Below are 16,777 nucleotides of genomic sequence, written 5' to 3'. Positions count from 1 at the left end.
TAAGAAAGCCGGAAAAAGAGAAAATAGAAAAAGAAAGATTTAGAAAATTCTGTTTTGATAATGGTGCAGACCTTGCAGGATTTTTCAATCTTAAAAGATTTGAAGAATTTAAAAATGAATTTTTAAAGAAAATTAAATTACCTGAAGAGATAGAAAGGGTTTATGATATTTCAGGTATTTATGCTCCATGCAGTCCTTCAATAAAAAAAGAGAAAATTAAATTAAAAGAACCAAAAGATTATCTTGAAGATGCAAAATCAGTTATTGTTATTGGACTTCATTACCCTGATGCCTGTATTGATACCGCAAAAATAACACCAGCAGAAACAGTTGGACCTTATGCTTTTAGTCAATTTGAAACATTGAATTTATTAACAGATATTGCATATAGAATTATAAAAAAACTTAATGACTGCGGATATAAAGGTGTTTATTCCTATGACTTAACAGGGTTTGCATCATGTGTTTTAAGTTCAAGGGGACTTTTACCTGATAATAGAGCAAATTCATATTCTGTTTTACTTTCAGGTCTTGGTTATATAGGCAAAAATGGAGTCCCAATTACTGAAAAATTTGGTCAAAGACATAGATTTTTAAGTATAATAACTGATTTTGAATTTGAAAATGACCCTTTATATGATGGAGAAAATTTCTGTAAAAATTGTAATGAATGCGTTAAAAATTGTGTTACAGAAGCAATAAAAGATAATGTTAAGAAAATAAAGATTGAAAATAAATTTTTTGAAATACCTGAAATTGACTATTTTGCATGTGACTGGGCTAAAAGATATGGACTTATAGGAAAAGAAGGACCTGAATTTATGGGAATTGATATTAATTTTAAAGTTCCTGAAAAAAATAGAATTGAAAAACTCATTGATAATTTGATGAAGGTGAAATGGGGAGTCCAAAAAAGGCATTTAAATATATGTGAAGAATGTATAAGAACCTGTACGTTTAAAGGGGAAAGGAGGGGAAAATGGTAAAGGTTGAAAGAGGAGAAGTTAAATTTAATGAAAGAGTAGATGTTAAGTATGAAGTTGATGTTCTTGTAGTTGGAGGTGGTTCTGCTGGATTTGGTGCTGCTATAAGCAGTGCAAGGAATGGAGCAAAAACAATACTTGTTGAAAAATATGGTGCTCTTGGAGGTCTTGTAACTCTGGGACTTGTCTGTTATATGGCAGGCTATCCTGAAGGAGTTGGAAAGGAATTGATAGAAAGATTGAGAGAAAAAGGGGGGATTGGAGAAAAGATAAGGATATGCGACCCTGAAATAACAAAATATGTAATGGAAAAAATGGCGATAGAAAGTGGAGTTAAAATTTTATACTGGACATATGTTATTGATTCAATTGTTAAGGATAATGAAATAAAAGGAGTTATAATTCAGAATATTTCAGGAAGGAGTGCAATTTTAGCAAAGAGGGTGATTGACTGTACAGGAGATGCCGAAGTTTCTTATTTTGCAGGAGTACCTGTTGAAGTTGGATGGGATTTAATGGAAGGATATAATCAGGCGGTCTCTCTTGATTTTGTTATGTCAAATGTAGATTTAAATTCATTTTCTTCATCTGATTTCTATTCAAAAGTCCAGATGAAAATAGAAGAAGCAGCAAAAGAAGGGAAACTGCCACGACTGGTTGAGAAAGGTTATTTAGGTCCTTTTCCAAATAGACAAGCAGATAAAGGAGATGTATATGTCTGTACAGCACACAGCAGAAGATGTAAAACAACAGATGCAGAGGATTTAACAAGAATAGTAATTGAACAGAGAGACCAGATACAGAAACTAATTGAGTTTTATAAGGAAAATGTTGTTGGATTTGAAAAGGCATACCTTTCTTATACAGCATCAATTTTAGGAGTGAGAGAGTCAAGGAGAATTGTAGGTGAGTATAAACTGACAGGTGAGGACCTTGTTCTTGCAAGAAAATTTAAGGATGCAATAGCGAGAGATACACATGGTTTTGATATACATAATCCAATAGATGACCTACCCCATATAAAGCATACACATCTATCTGAGCCAAAAGAACCTGCATATTGTACAGACAAAGAAAGAGAAGATGGAAGAATTTGTTGTGTTAAGAATAATCCAAAAGGTAAATACAGAGCATATTTAAAACCGGGTGAGTATTATGAAATTCCGTATAGATGTCTTATCCCGGTTAAAATAGATAATCTACTTGTTGCAGGAAGATGCATTTCAACTGATTTTGAAGCACAATCAGGAACAAGATTGATTATGACATGCATAACTATGGGACATGCTGCTGGAACTGCTGCATCTCTTTCAATAAAGGAAAATATAACTCCAAGAAAACTTGATGTTGATTATTTAAGAGATAAACTTGTAAAGGAAGGGATAAATTTAAAAGAAAAGCCACCATGTTATGTTAAAGGTGGTCCTTATGAAGTTCCAAAAGATGCTGAATTTATAGTTAGTACAAAAGATGGTAAAGATGAAATAAAAGTAAAAAAATAAAAGAGAGGGAGGGAAAATGTTAACATCAAAAAAAGTGAAAGAGGTGGCAAAAAAATTAGGAGCAGATTTAGTGGGGATTGCTGATATAAACAGATTTGAAGGAGCACCAAAACAAATGGACCCAAGATATATAAATCCAGATGCAAAGGTATTGATAGTTCTTGCTTTGAGAATTCCAAGAGGAGCATTAAGAGGTATAGAAGAAGGGACCTATTTTCTTTCATATTCCTCTCAGGCGTACGGAAGTATAAATATGATTTACATGCCTTTTATTTTGTATCACCTTACAAGATTTATTGAGGACAATGGATATGAAGCAACTCCTATACCAAATGATTATTATAACTGGCCAGCAATTGAATATCACAATGGAAAAATAAAAGAAAACTGGTCCCGTCCTGTATCTCCAGAAAAACCGATGCCAGATATTTTCATTCATTTCAGAATTGCTGCATATCTTGCAGGTCTTGGAGAAATTGGTTATAGCAAAATTTTATTAACACCCCAATTTGGGCCAAGACAAAGATTTGCCTGTATTTTAACAGATGCACCGCTTGAACCAGACCCAATATACGATGGACCACCAATCTGTGATAGATGTATGTTATGTGTAAAGGAATGTTCAGCAGGAGCAATAAGTCGGACAGAAACTGTTAAATTAAAATTACCGGGAATCGGAGGAAAAGAAATAGAATGGGGAAAACTTGATATAGAAAAATGTACAAATGGTTTTCAGGGAAAAGAACCTTATAAAAAATATAATCCATTTATTGGAGAACCATGTCCTGTCATCATATATTCAAGGGCACTTGAAGGAGCAAGAGGTTGTATAAGGGCATGCATGATACATCTTGAAAAGGAAGGAAAAATAAAAAATAAGTTTAAAGAGCCGTTTAGAAAAAGAAAGGCATGGTATATAGAATGGGAAAAATAAAATATTCGGTTGGATATCAATTGAGAGAAGAAGAAAATTTTTCTGATATTGTTGAAAAATTCAAAGATAGGATTGAAGAGGTTTACTTTCCATGGCTTAATTTACCAAGTGGAAGGGGACCTATTGCAGATAAAAGCGGATATATAAACTGGGAAGCACAGAAACAACTTGAGTATGAAATAAAAAAAATAAAAAAGAATGGAATAAAACTTAATTTACTTCTAAATGCTTCCTGCTGGGGAGGTAGTTCTCTTTCAATCAGTCATGTAAATACAGTTATTTCAATAGTTGATTATCTCTGTGAAAATATAGGAATTGATTCTGTTACATGCTTTTCTCCTGTTGTTGCTTATATAATTAAGAAAGATTTTCCAGAAATTGAAATAAGGGCAAGTGTAAATATGAGGATTGGGACTAAAAGAGGTATGGAACAGGTTAAAGAATTATTTGATAGTTTTGTTATGCAGAGAGAATATAACAGGGATTTTGAGAAAATTGAAGAGATGAAAGAATGGTGTGATAAAAATGGAAAAAAATTGAGTATACTTGTAAACAGTGGTTGTTTAAATTTCTGTGCGGTTCAGTTATTTCACGATAATGTCATTTCTCATGAAGCAGAAGTATTCACAAAGGCAAATATAACAGACGAAATACCCGGTAACTGCTGGAGTTTTTACAGAAATACAGAAAACTGGAAATATTTAATTACATCTTCCTGGATAAGACCTGAGGATATACATTACTATGAGAAATATTTTGATGTAGTTAAACTTGCGACAAGAATAAATCCTTATCCAGAAAAAGTAATAGAAGCATACTATAATGAAAAATATGATGGAAATTTAATTGACCTTTTTGAACCATCTCACAGCAAAATTCTATACCCATATATTATTGAAAACTCAAAATTTCCGGAAAACTGGTTTAAAAAAATTTTATCCTGTGATAAGAATTGTGAAAAATGTTTTTATTGTTCGGATATTTTCAAAAAAGTACTTGTTAAAAAATTGTAATAAAGGAGTAAAAGTATGAAACTAACAGCAGAAATGGTTAAAGAAAAAGCAAAAAGTTTAGGAGCAGATGTGGTTGGAATTGGAAACATTGAAAGATGGGAAGGAACACCAATTCAAATGGACCCAAAACAGATTATGCCTGATGCAAGAAGTGTAATAGCGATGGGATTCAGAATAATGAGAGGAAGTTTAAGGGGAATTGAGGAAGGAACCTTTTTCAGCAACTATTCTTCAATGGGTTATGGAGGACTTACTTATCTTTATATTCCAATTGTTGTTATAAATTTGAGTAAATTTATTGAGGACTTTGGATATGAAGCAATACCTTATGGACATCAGAGTGACTGGAGGGCAATAGATAATGAAGGAAATTTAAAACCAAATTACAGTAAACCTGTTACTTCTGGGAAAGCCAATCCTGATGTTATGGTTCATTTAAGAATTGCTGCATATCTATGTGGGCTTGGAGAAATAGGATACAGCAAACTTTTATTAACACCTGAGTTTGGACCGAGACAGAGAATAGGTATAGTTATAACAGAGGCACCTTTGGAACCAGACCCTTTAATTGAACCAGGTACTTTATGTGATAGATGTATGGCATGTGTTAAGGAATGTCCTGGAAATGCCATAAGTAGAAATGAAACAGTAAAAGTTGTTCTTGCTGAAAAGAAAGTTGAATGGGGAAAACTTGACTGTAAAGCATGTGATATTGCATTCAGGGGAGGAAAACCTATAAAACCAGAAGAAGATGATGGTTCTCTGCCTGACTATATGGATAATCTTCTTTATGGTTATAAAATAAAACCAAATTATATTACTCCTTTTTATAGAAAACCCCATAATCTTTATAATACAGGACAGGCAATATGTGGAGCAAGGTGTATGATAAGTTGTATGATACATCTTGAGAAAAAAGGAATTTTAAAAAATAAATTTGAAAAACCATTTAGAAGAAAAGAGCCATGGAAAGTAAATTGGTAAAAAAGGGGTTAAAATGGATAAAAATAAATTGAAAGAGTATGCGAAAGAAGTAAAGGCGGATTTAGTTGGAATTGCTGGTATTGATAGATTTAAGGGTATTGATAAACAGCATCATCCAGAAAGTATTTTTCCTGAAGTAAAAAGTGTAATTGTAATTGGGAAAAGGGTAACAAGGGGTGCATTGAGAGGAATTGAAGAAGGAACACAGTTTGGGCTTTATAATTTATATGGATACCATTGGCTAAATAATAGAATCCTTGCTTTAACTACATTTAAAATATGTGAATTTCTTGAGGATAATGGTTATGAAGCAGTTCCTTTACCTGATATACCTTCTGAAATTCCTCCTATGGGAATACCTATAAGAAAAGGGAAGCCAGCACCAAATGTTTTAATTGATATTGAAGATGCATCAGTAAGAGCAGGACTTGGAGAGATTGGATACTGTGGAATATTTTTAACGCCTGAGTTTGGTCCAAGACAGAGATTTCAAATTATACTTACAGATGCGGAAATTGAGCCAGACCCTGTAAAGAAAGAAAATGTATGTGATTTATGTAAAGAATGCATTAAGATATGTCCTCTTGAAGCAATAAAAGAAAAGGAAAAAGAAATTAAAATATGTGGAAAGAAAATGTTAATTTCAGAAATTGATTATGAAAAGTGTAAAAAATGTAAAAATGGTGTTTTCCCGAATATGTTTTATGAAAATGCAAAGCCAGATAGAATTGCTGCTTTATGCTCAAGGACATGTCTTTCTCATCTTGAAGAAAAAGGGAAAATAAAAAACCTTTTTAATGAAAAATTCAGAAAAAGGTCTGTATGGAAAATAGATAAAAGTGGAGAAATTATAGAAGGAGAGGAAAAATGACAAAATTAACAAAGGAAATGATAAGACAAGCGGGTTATGAATTTGGTCTTGATTTAGTTGGTTTTGCAAATATTGATAGATTTAAAGATGCACCTATTCATATGCATCCAAAAAGTATATTTCCTGAATGCAAAACAGTAATAGTTGTTGGAAAAAGAATTGTAAGGGGTGGATGGCGTGGAATAGAAGAGGGAACAAACTGGATTTCATATACTTACTTTGATTATCACGGACTTTTAAACACTTTTTTCATTCCTGAACCACTTTATCAACTTGCCTGCTTTATTGAAGATTTTGGTTATGAAGCAGTCCCCTATTTTCCAGGGGTTCCAGAAGTACAAAATCCAGAAGTAAAACCATTAAGAAAAGGAAATGTGTCTCCTGATGTTCATCTTGCTATAAGGATTGCTGCAGTTTGTGCAGGACTTGGAGAAATTGGATGGAGTAAAGTTTTTTTAAGTAAAAAATTTGGACCGAGACAGAGATTACATGCAATTTTAACAGACCTTGAACTTGAACCAGACCCACTTATAAAACCTGGAACAATATGCAAAAAATGTATGGAATGTGTTAAAGATTGTCCTTCAAAAGCAATACCTCATATAAAGGAAAACAAAAAAATACAGATTAAAATTGAAAATTATGTTTATGAATGGGCAGATATACATCTTGGAAAATGTACATTGAGTTATCATGGAGGTGATTCAAGAGTTTCTCCTTTTATACATAAAGATTTTCCTGGATGGAATATAGATGCAAGAAAACAGGACTTTTTAGAGGAAACTGCTTATAAATTCTGCTGGACTCTGTCAACTGGAAGATGGAGAAAAACAAAAGAATTTCCATCAGGTTATATAATTGAAGGACATGCAATTATTCAGAAATGGGGAGAAGGTGGAAGTTATGGGATATGTGGTTCAAGAAGTTGTATGAGAAGTTGTTTTAATTACCTTGAAAAAAATAATATAATTGAGCAAACATTTAAAGGAGGAGAATTTATAAAAAGAGAAAGATGGCTTTTACCCTATAGAGTCAAAAAGGAAAATAAAGATGAAAAAATTAAAGGAAAAAGGCAAATATGATGTAGTCGTTGTTGGTGGAGGAATTGCTGGAGTTAGTGCTTCTGTTTCTGCAGCAAGAAATGGTGTTAAAGTATGTCTTATTGAAAAATCTTGCTGTCTTGGTGGACTTGCAACTCTTGGACTTGTTAATGTATATATACCCTTTTGCGATGGGAAAGGAAATCAAATTATAAAAGGGATTGCCGAAGAATTAATCAGAGTATGTGGTGGTGATGGAAATGCAAAAATACCTGATTACTGGCTTTCAGAAAATAAAAAAGAACAAAGAAAAACAACAAGATATTTTGCAGAAGTTAATCCTTTTTACTCAATAATTGCCCTTGAAGAATTTGTATTAAAAGAGGGAATTGAAATTAAGTATGATACAATAGTTTATGATGTAATAAAAAAGGAAGATAGAATTACAGATATTATAGTGCTTGATAAGGAAGGGACTGGAAAAATAAGTTGTTCAACTGTTATAGATGCAACAGGTGATGCTGATATATGTTATTTTGCAGGAGAGGAAACAGTTTCTGTTGATAAAAATGTCCCGTGCGGGTGGTTTTTTTATTATGATGGGAAAAACTTAAAAAAATATACATTTACTGAGCATTTTGATAGATATAATCAGGATATTCCAGAAGGGATAAAAACATTTTCAGGAGTCAAAGCAAGTGATATAACTGAACAAGTTTTGGAATCAAGGAGAAAAATTAAGGAACTTTTCTTTAAAATTAAAGAAGGTAAGACAGATGCCTATTTACTATCCATTCCTGTAATTCCTACTTTCCGCATGACAAGAAGATTGAAAGGAAAATTTGAATTAAGAGAAGAGGATGAAGGGAAAATTTTTCCTGATGCTGTAGGAATAACCGGTGACTGGAGAAAACCAGGACCTCTTTATTATATCCCTTTTTCCTGTCTTTATGGTGTTAAAACAAAAAATTTAATAACTGCTGGTAGATGTATTTCTGCTTCAACTGCATGGGATATTATAAGAGTGATCCCAACCTGTGCATTAACAGGAGAAATTTCAGGAACTGCCTCTGCTATACTTGTTAAAGAAAAAATAGAGAGTTTCTCATCAATTGAGATAAAAAAACTACAAAAAGTTCTTAAAAAACAGGGTGTTATTTTTTAAAATTTCATTTACTTTTTTTCATAAATTTTTGAATTCCAACAAATTTATTCCTCATGCTTCTTTTGTTATATACAGATATTTCGTGTGATATAATAGTTTTTGGATAAACAAAATTTTAAAATGAAAATGATATTTTTGGGAATTTTAATATTTTTTTTGAATGTGATTAAAGGGTTTTCTTATTCAGAGATTGATATTGAAACATTTAATTACAGGAATATCTCAGAAGTAAGGGAAAAATGGTTGCCACAGGAAAGAAGTAGAGAAGTAGAATTAATAAAAGAAAAAGGTAAAAAAGTAATAAAATTTGTTTTAAATTTTTCTGAAGTTGAAAAAAGAAGTTACTGGGATAGATTTGTCCTGCTTGATTTAAGTAATTTTGAAAAATTTGTAATTGAAGTTAAATCAGAAAATCCTTCTTTAACAACAAACTGCACAATTTATTTTGAAAGTGAAGGTGGATGGTTTAGTTACAGATTTCCAATTGAAAATAACAGTTGGCAGAAAATTATTATTCCAAAATCAAAATTTGTAATTGAAGGAAATCCAACTGGATGGGATAAAATAAAAAGGATAAGAATTTCTTTCTGGAAAATAGATACTACAGATTTAAAGGAAACAAGTGTTTATCTGAGAAGTTTAAAAGGAATTATTCCTGATTCAAAAATAGGCATTGTTTTCTGTGATAGTGCAATTAAAGAGAAAGGGCACAGAAGAGATGTAATAAGTAAGTATTATTCTGATATTGCAGGAATTTTTGATAAATTTGAAATTGATTATAAAACAGTAAACCAGAGTGAATTTGAAAAAAAAGAGATTGAAAAAGAGTTTAAAATTTTAATTTTTCCTTACAATCCATTTTTTTCAGAAGAGGAAATAAAAAATATTATAAAATTTGTTGAAAAAGGTGGGAAAATAATTGTTTTTTATTCATCAAATCAGGAAATCTATAAAATTCTGGGTATTGAAAATGCAGTTTACAGATATGAAAGTTATCCTGGAGAATTTGATACCGTAGAATTTTTACCAGAAATAATAAATGGTCTACCAGAAAAAATGAAACAATCATCCTGGAATGTAATGGTCCCTGAAAAAATAAGCGAAAATTCAAAAATTGCTGGATACTGGATTGATGCAGATGGAAAAACAACGGGTATTCCATCTGCAATTCTATCTGAAAATGGATTTTATTTTTCCCATGTCTTACTTAATAAAGAAGAAGGAGAACAATTCTTGATTTCTCTGATTTTATTTTTTTTCCCTGAAAATAAAAATGCAATTTTTGATTCTCTAATTAAAAATACAGGGAAATTATCTGGTTTTCAAAATTTAGAAGAAATAAAAAAATTCATTGAAGGAAAAATGATAAAATTATCATTTTACAAAAAAAGGGAAGTAAAAAATTATTTAAATATTACAATTAGCAAATACAAAGAACTCACAAAAAATTACAAAAAATTAAATATAGAAGATTTGTTTAAAAAGAAAAACGAAATTGATGAGAATTTAAGACAGGCATATTTCAGATGTTTTAAAGGAAAAGAAAAAGAGTACAGAGGTGTGTGGTGCCATTCTCCGTTTGGCGTTAAAGGATTGGCATGGGAAGAAAGTATTAAAAAACTTAAAGAAGCCAATTTCAATGCTATATTCCCAAACATGTTAAGAGCAGGTATTGCATATTATAAAAGCGAATTTTTACCTGTTGCAGAAGAAGTTAAAATAAAAGGAGACCAGATAGAAGAATGTCTTTCTGCATGTAAAAAATATGGTATTGAATGTCATATATGGAAGGTAAACTGGAATCTTTTTAATGCACCGGCAGAATTTATTGAAAAATTAAGAAATGAAAAAAGGTTGCAGATTGATAAAAATGGAAAAGAAGTTCTTTGGCTCTGTCCTTCAAATCCTTTAAATTTTAAACTTGAATTTGATTCAATGCTTGAAATTGTGAAAAAGTATGATATTGATGGAATACATTTTGATTATATAAGGTATCCTGATGCAAATTCCTGCTTCTGTGAAAACTGCAAGAAAAATTTTGAAAGGGAATATAATGTTAAAATAGAAAACTGGCCTTATGATGTGATAAACGGAAAATATATGCGACTTTACAAAAAATGGAGGCAGGAACAGATAACAAAACTTGTAAGAGAAGTAAGCAATGAAGCAAGAAAAATAAAACCAAATATAAAAATTTCAGCAGCGGTTTTTTCAAATTATCCTGATTGTAAAGAAACAGTTGCACAGGACTGGAAATTGTGGATTGAAGAAGGATATCTTGATTTTATCTGTCCTATGGATTACACAATTTCAAACTATACTTTCAAAAATTATGTAAAAAATCAAAATGAAGTAATCAGGAAAAAAATCTCTTTCTATCCGGGAATTGGTGCCTATATTTTATCTCCTGAAGATATTGTAAATCAGATTGAAATTTGTAGAGAAATTGGAACAGACGGATTTATTTTGTTTGATTACAATTTCACCCTTTATAAAAATTTATATTATTTTGGCCTCGGTATAACTGAAAAATAAAATTTTGACGAAAAGATAAAATTTATGTTTAAATAATTATAATGGAAAAAATAAGAGACCCTGTTGTTAGTGGTTATTTTTATCCATCAGGGAAGGCACATCTTTTAAGAATGCTTGAAACATTTATTGATAGAAACACACAGAAAGAAAAAGTAATTGCCTGTATGGTTCCACATGCTGGTTATATTTATTCAGGGAAAACTGCAGGTTTAACCTACTCAAAAATTGAAATACCTGAAAGTGTTATAATTTTAGGGCCGAATCATACCGGCTATGGAGAACCATATTCTGTAAGTGACCATGATAAATGGCTAACTCCTCTTGGTGAAATTGAAATTGATAAAGAATTGAGAGATAAACTTGTTGAAAAAAGTAGATATTTACAGAAAGATGAAATTGCACATATAAGAGAACATTCAATAGAAGTCCAGATTCCATTTTTACAGTTTTTAAAGAAAGATGTAAAAATTGTACCTATAACTCTAATGGGATATGTTGATAATCCTGCATGGTATGAAATAGGAGAGGTAATTGCTGAAGTTATAAAAGAAAGTAAAAAGGAATGTTTACTAATTGCAAGTTCTGATATGACACATTATGAACCACATAAAATTGCTGAAAGTAAAGATAATTATGTTATTGAGGCGATATGTGATTTAGATGAAGATGAAGTTATAAGAAGAATAGAGGAAAAGGATGTTACTATGTGTGGTTATTCAGGAGTTATAGTAAGTATTGTTGCATCAAAAAAACTTGGTGCTGAAAAAGGTCAACTTGTTTATTATACAACAAGTGCTGAAACTTCAAAGGACTATTCACAGGTTGTCGGATATGCAGGAGTTATAATTAAATAAAAGTGTTTTTCTCAAATTTATTTTTTTTAATTTTAAACAGTTTTCTGCTTGCAGGAATTTTTGGAGTTTCTGGTATAATAGAATTTTTTGTTATTTTTTTAATTTTTTTCTACTTTCAGATTTACGGTATTTCAATAATTCTTGGCCTTTTTAAAATTCTTTATCCTCAATTTATTCTAATCTTTCTTTTCCTCATATTTCTTTTTCTTCTTCCAGAAATAAAAAAAATAAAATTGCCTGATTTAAAAAATATACCTTTTAAAATCTCTATTTTTTTATGTTTAACAGTTTCATTACATCTTCTTTATATTTTTAATCTTTTGATACTCCCCCCTTTAACCACAGATGGTCTTCTATATCATTTACCATTTGCTGTTCATTATTACAAAACCCATTCAATTTCCTTACCAAACCTCTATTTTACAGAAATTTCAATGACATATTATCCTATTGGAGGAGAAATTTTTTACTTTTTTAGCATTCTGTCAAAAAAAGAATTCCTTTTTAAATTTACTCAATTCCCATTTCTAATTCTTGGTTGTTTCTCTGTTTTTTTAATTTCAAAATCATTTGGTTTATCTGATTTTCTTTCAACTCTCTCTGCTATTTCTTTTTCACTTATAAAACCTGTTTTTAAAGAATCTACAATGTGTTTTGTTGATTTAATGATGGCTTCTACTTTCATCACAACTTATTATTTTTTTAACAAAAAAGAAAAAAAATATATATTTCCTGGACTTTTATCCCTTTCTTTACTTTTATCAATAAAAACGTTATCTTTACTTTTTGCACTTTTACTTTTACCCTTTCTTTTTCAAAAAAAATCTGGTAAATTCTCTAAACTTTTGTATTTTTCTGTTTTTTATCTTTTATTTTTTGGTCTCTTTTCTTACTGGCGTAATCTTCTATTAACAGGTAATCCTGTTTATCCTGCAGATATAACTTTAGGAAACTTTACTTTATTCAGAGGTGCTTATATTTATCAAAAGGTTTCAATTATTGAAAAAATTAAAAATTTATTTTCTGTTCTTGCTTTCTCTTCATTACATATTGACCCTTCTTTCAATTTAAAAATTGTTCTTCTTTTATTTTTCCTGATTTCTTTTACACTCTCAATAAGAAAAAGAGAGATTTTAATTTTTTACTTTTTATTTCCTCTTTCCATTCTTTTATATTTTTTATTAATCCCTTCTACCTACTTTCAAATAAGACACCTTTTGCCTGTTTATGGAATATTATCTATTTCTCTTTTCTACCCATTTCAAAAATTGGAATATTTATGCATTGCTGTATTTCTGTATTTCTTCCTTTCTGTTTTTCCATCTTCCTGTATTTCTTTGTTTTTGATAATCTTTTCAATACTTTTTATTTCATTTTTTATAATAAATCGTATTAAAAAACCTGTTTTTTATGTGCCCCTTTTACTTCTTTTTATTCTATTTCTCATATTTCAGGTTGATATAAAAACGCCTCTTTACAAAGAAATAAAGTTTGAATTCTGGAAGAGTTTTTATAAGGAAGAAGGAGAAATATGGGAATTTGTACAGAAAAATTCAAAAGAAGGAAAAAATATTGCTTATGTTGGAAGTTTTTTTATATATCCATTTTATGGAGAAAATTTTCAGAATAATGTATTCTATCAGTCAGTAAATTCAATCAAAACAATTCCTGTGTACAAATATAGAAAAAGAATAAAGTATGAGGAACCATCAGAAAATTTGTATAGAGAAAACCCAGATTTTAAAAAGTGGATTGAAGGACTTAAAAATGAAAAAACTGACTGGATAATAATTAAAAAAGATAAAGAATATATTGAAAGGAAATGGATAGAGGAAAATCCAGATATATTTAAAATCCTCTATTCAACCAACTATGCTGAAATTTACAAATTAAAAATTGAATAGCCAGAACTTTTACATATTAAATTTGTATATGATGCTTTGTATATATTATTTTTTTTTTAAAAAAGTTGACAAATTAAAATAAAAAGGTATAATATTTTTGTATGAAAAATGGGATGCCTGATTATTTAATAATAGAAAAAGAATTAAGAGAAAAAATAGAAAAGGGGGAATACAAATCAGGAGAAAGGATTCCTACCGAAGTCCAACTCTGTGAAAAATATAAAGTTAGCAGAATTACATTAAGGAAAGCACTTTCTATCCTTGAAGCAGAGGGTTATATATATAGAATTACTGGTAAAGGGACTTTTGTTATTCCTTCTGAAAAAAGGGATGAAGCAAAAATCATAAAGGAAAGACAGAAAGAAATAAAAAAATTGAATAAAGGAGTTGCTATTCTTGTTCCTTGTATAACATTTACTATTTTTTCTGGAATTGTAAGAGGAGCTGAGGATTACTTAAGAGAAGAAAATTATCATTTACTTCTTGGGAATTACGATAATAATCCAGAAAAGGAAAGAGAATATATGGAAATGTTTACAGAAAGAGGCATTGAGGGTTTCATAGTTTCTGCAAATTATTTTTCTAATCAAAATTCTTATTATGAGGAATTGATAAAAAAGAATATACCTTTTGTATTTGCTGATACCCCCCTTGAAAAATTTAAAGCAGACCTTATTGCAACAAATAATATAAAAGGTGCGTATCTTGGAACAAAATATTTGATTTCACGCGGCTGTAAAAAAATTGCATTTCTGAGTGCTTTAATGATACTTTACAGTTCTGAAAGAAGATTTATGGGATTTAGAAAAGCAATGGAAGAAGGTGGTCTTAAACCTGATGAAAAAATAATAAAACATGGATATGCAACAGAAGAATTTGGTTATGATTCAATAAAAGAAATTATGAAAAAAGAAAAAATTGATGGTATTTTTTCTGCGAATGAACCAATAACTGTTGGAATTGTCAAGGCACTGAAAGATATGAATATAAGTAAAGATGATATAAAAATTGTATCTTTTGACCAGCCAGTTCTTCCAAATGGAACAGACTATGATGTAAAACTTATAAAACAGCCAAGATATGAAATAGGAAAGATATCTGCAAAAATACTACTTGAAAGGATAAAAGAAAAGAAAAAAGGGATAAATTCAATTTATAAAGAAATACTTTTAGAACCAATAATAGAATAAGGAGGTGAGAAAAATGAAGAAAAAAATGGGATTTACTTTGATAGAACTGCTGGTTGTAGTTGCTATTATTTCTATTCTGGCAGCATTAATATTACCTGCATTAGAAAAGGCAAAAGAAAAGGCGCAGAGGGCTGTATGCATGTCAAATTTAAAACAATTGTATATTGCTCTTTCCCTTTATGCAAATGATTATGATGGTTATTTTCCCATAGCATTAGAAAATCAGTATAATAGAATAAGGACATCCCGTTCAATGATGTTACTTCTTGGTATTTATGTTTCAGGACCTGCTGGCACTTCTCCTCCATCAGGACCACCTACAGGACCAAGATATGTAACAAATCCTGAATTGTTTATATGTCCTGCTTCAAGGGATAAAGTTTCAAAAACAGGATATCTTGTATATCCTTACTGCTCATATGCATATGCACCAAATTTAAACACTAAAAAACTTAAAGTTCCTGCTGGGGCAATAGAAATAGGAACAGGAAAAACAGATACCCTGTCTTCAAACAACTGGGCAATTATGTCTGATAAAAAGTATGTAGATGATAATGGCTCTTTTGAATGGTATAGAGGATTTGGTTCTTATTGGGAATACAGATTTCAACTTGTGGAACTTTGCAATCACAAAACTTATGGAATAAATGTTCTTTACATAAATGGAGATGTTCAATGGATACCTGCTTTTCAGTGGCTTGGTCCAACTGGATGGACAAAATCTGTGTCACAGGGTGGAAATTACTATATAAATGGAAAATGGTATATTCCTTCTGAAAAAATACCGAATATCAACTATTCAATGGGAGGAAGTCAACCTTACTGGTACACAAGTAATACAGGAAGTAGTTATGTTCATCCAGACCAGCAGATTTATTTAAGAGGACCTGAAAGTACCGGTAATTTTTAAGGAGGAGAAAAATGGACAAAAGAAAATTTTCCGGTTTCACACTTATAGAATTACTTGTTGTGGTTGCGATAATAGCGATTCTTGCAGCAATGCTTTTACCTACTTTGAGTAAGGCAAGAGAGAGAGCAAGAAGAGCTATTTGTTTAAATAATTTAAAACAGATAGGTCTTGCTTTTAGAATGTATGCAGAAGATTATAGTGGCTGGCTTCCGAATTATGAAGGTCCACCAACAAGTTCCTGGTATGTTTTAACGTACAGACCTTTTAACAAGTTGATTGGAAAAGATTCTTCTGGAAACCTTGGAGGAGTTAAATATGTGACAACTGCAGAGGTTTTTCTCTGCCCAAGCCAACGACTTGATTACAGAAATGTCTCATCTGTCAGAAAAACCGGATATCTTACGCCTCAGTATCAACTTTCTTATGCTTATGCAAAACCATATGATATAAGTACATGGGCGAGAGTCAGTTACAGTATAAATCCTTATGCATATGTCCCTGGTCTTGGAATTAACGCAGGAACAGAGCCGGATTCTATACTTGCTGCTGACAGACAGAGACCCGATGCTACAAAGGGAACAGGGAATCTAGGTGGTGGACCGCTTTGGGTTATTGATAGATGGGATTGGGGTGGTGCAACAGGAACAGAAGACCAGCCAGTAGCAGAAGGTTCTATCCCAAAAGGAATAACACTGACAGAAGAAAATAATCATGGAACTGCAGGTATTAATGTTTTATATATGGATGGGACTGTGAGATGGATTGCTGCTACAAAAACAGAGGTTTCCGGAGAGATAAAGTATATTTTACCAATGAAAAGGAATTATGAAGGAATAACTCAATGGGTTGGAAGGATGCATAATCCTTTAATTTATGCTCCTTAATTAATGGA

The 16,777-nt window shown here is 30.9% G+C and carries 14 protein-coding genes; all 14 read left to right on the top strand.

Features of this window, described 5'->3' with window-relative positions; all coding sequences use genetic code 11:
- A partial coding sequence (locus PKV21_01135) for a hypothetical protein (protein HOM26092.1) occupies positions 1–986 on the top strand: 986 nt, incomplete at its 5' end.
- On the top strand, positions 980–2,485 hold the full coding sequence (locus PKV21_01130) for an FAD-dependent oxidoreductase (GenBank protein HOM26091.1): 1,506 nt from the start codon (positions 980–982) through the stop codon (positions 2,483–2,485). The genes PKV21_01135 and PKV21_01130, both read left to right, overlap by 7 nt.
- 16 nt (positions 2,486–2,501) lie before the next feature.
- Positions 2,502–3,419, top strand: a complete 918-nt coding sequence (locus PKV21_01125) for a hypothetical protein (protein HOM26090.1) — start codon at positions 2,502–2,504, stop codon at positions 3,417–3,419.
- Positions 3,407–4,432, top strand: a complete 1,026-nt coding sequence (locus tag PKV21_01120) for a U32 family peptidase (GenBank protein HOM26089.1) — start codon at positions 3,407–3,409, stop codon at positions 4,430–4,432. Before PKV21_01125 ends, PKV21_01120 begins: the two co-directional genes overlap by 13 nt.
- A gap of 15 nt (positions 4,433–4,447) precedes the next feature.
- On the top strand, positions 4,448–5,416 hold the full coding sequence (locus PKV21_01115) for a 4Fe-4S binding protein (protein HOM26088.1): 969 nt from the start codon (positions 4,448–4,450) through the stop codon (positions 5,414–5,416).
- Positions 5,417–5,429: 13 nt separating this feature from the next.
- On the top strand, positions 5,430–6,287 hold the full coding sequence (locus PKV21_01110; GenBank protein HOM26087.1) for a hypothetical protein: 858 nt from the start codon (positions 5,430–5,432) through the stop codon (positions 6,285–6,287).
- Entirely contained in the window at positions 6,284–7,369 is a 1,086-nt protein-coding gene (locus tag PKV21_01105) for a hypothetical protein (GenBank protein ID HOM26086.1), read from the top strand. Before PKV21_01110 ends, PKV21_01105 begins: the two co-directional genes overlap by 4 nt.
- Positions 7,338–8,492: an FAD-dependent oxidoreductase gene (locus tag PKV21_01100; protein HOM26085.1), complete on the top strand. Its 1,155-nt coding sequence runs from the start codon at positions 7,338–7,340 to the stop codon at positions 8,490–8,492. Before PKV21_01105 ends, PKV21_01100 begins: the two co-directional genes overlap by 32 nt.
- A gap of 120 nt (positions 8,493–8,612) precedes the next feature.
- On the top strand, positions 8,613–11,027 hold the full coding sequence (locus PKV21_01095) for a family 10 glycosylhydrolase (GenBank protein HOM26084.1): 2,415 nt from the start codon (positions 8,613–8,615) through the stop codon (positions 11,025–11,027).
- A 41-nt stretch (positions 11,028–11,068) separates the two neighbouring features.
- Positions 11,069–11,881, top strand: a complete 813-nt coding sequence (locus PKV21_01090; protein ID HOM26083.1) for an MEMO1 family protein — start codon at positions 11,069–11,071, stop codon at positions 11,879–11,881.
- Between the two features lie 2 nt (positions 11,882–11,883).
- Entirely contained in the window at positions 11,884–13,785 is a 1,902-nt protein-coding gene (locus tag PKV21_01085) for a hypothetical protein (GenBank protein ID HOM26082.1), read from the top strand.
- 101 nt (positions 13,786–13,886) lie between these two features.
- The gene (locus PKV21_01080; protein HOM26081.1) at positions 13,887–14,975 is read left to right on the top strand and encodes a GntR family transcriptional regulator; all 1,089 of its coding nucleotides are present in this window, start codon (positions 13,887–13,889) and stop codon (positions 14,973–14,975) included.
- A gap of 13 nt (positions 14,976–14,988) precedes the next feature.
- Positions 14,989–15,885, top strand: a complete 897-nt coding sequence (locus tag PKV21_01075; protein ID HOM26080.1) for a type II secretion system protein — start codon at positions 14,989–14,991, stop codon at positions 15,883–15,885.
- Between the two features lie 11 nt (positions 15,886–15,896).
- Positions 15,897–16,769, top strand: a complete 873-nt coding sequence (locus tag PKV21_01070) for a DUF1559 domain-containing protein (protein HOM26079.1) — start codon at positions 15,897–15,899, stop codon at positions 16,767–16,769.
- Positions 16,770–16,777: the final 8 nt, after the last annotated feature.

The sequence above is a fragment of the bacterium genome (assembly GCA_035371905.1).
Classification (GTDB): Bacteria; Ratteibacteria; UBA8468; order B48-G9; family JAFGKM01; genus JAMWDI01.
The sequence above is the reverse complement of the archived record's forward strand: the minus strand, read 5'-3'. Positions and strand labels throughout refer to the sequence as shown.

Bases quoted from the DNA above. Each gene is read 5' to 3' on its own strand.
- PKV21_01130 (HOM26091.1), top strand. From the start codon at position 980: ATGGTAAAGGTTGAAAGAGGAGAAGTTAAATTTAATGAAAGAGTAGAT.
- PKV21_01125 (HOM26090.1), top strand. From the start codon at position 2,502: ATGTTAACATCAAAAAAAGTGAAAGAGGTGGCAAAAAAATTAGGAGCA.
- PKV21_01120 (HOM26089.1), top strand. From the start codon at position 3,407: ATGGGAAAAATAAAATATTCGGTTGGATATCAATTGAGAGAAGAAGAA.
- PKV21_01115 (HOM26088.1), top strand. From the start codon at position 4,448: ATGAAACTAACAGCAGAAATGGTTAAAGAAAAAGCAAAAAGTTTAGGA.
- PKV21_01110 (HOM26087.1), top strand. From the start codon at position 5,430: ATGGATAAAAATAAATTGAAAGAGTATGCGAAAGAAGTAAAGGCGGAT.
- PKV21_01105 (HOM26086.1), top strand. From the start codon at position 6,284: ATGACAAAATTAACAAAGGAAATGATAAGACAAGCGGGTTATGAATTT.
- PKV21_01100 (HOM26085.1), top strand. From the start codon at position 7,338: ATGAAAAAATTAAAGGAAAAAGGCAAATATGATGTAGTCGTTGTTGGT.
- PKV21_01095 (HOM26084.1), top strand. From the start codon at position 8,613: ATGAAAATGATATTTTTGGGAATTTTAATATTTTTTTTGAATGTGATT.
- PKV21_01090 (HOM26083.1), top strand. From the start codon at position 11,069: ATGGAAAAAATAAGAGACCCTGTTGTTAGTGGTTATTTTTATCCATCA.
- PKV21_01080 (HOM26081.1), top strand. From the start codon at position 13,887: ATGAAAAATGGGATGCCTGATTATTTAATAATAGAAAAAGAATTAAGA.
- PKV21_01075 (HOM26080.1), top strand. From the start codon at position 14,989: ATGAAGAAAAAAATGGGATTTACTTTGATAGAACTGCTGGTTGTAGTT.
- PKV21_01070 (HOM26079.1), top strand. From the start codon at position 15,897: ATGGACAAAAGAAAATTTTCCGGTTTCACACTTATAGAATTACTTGTT.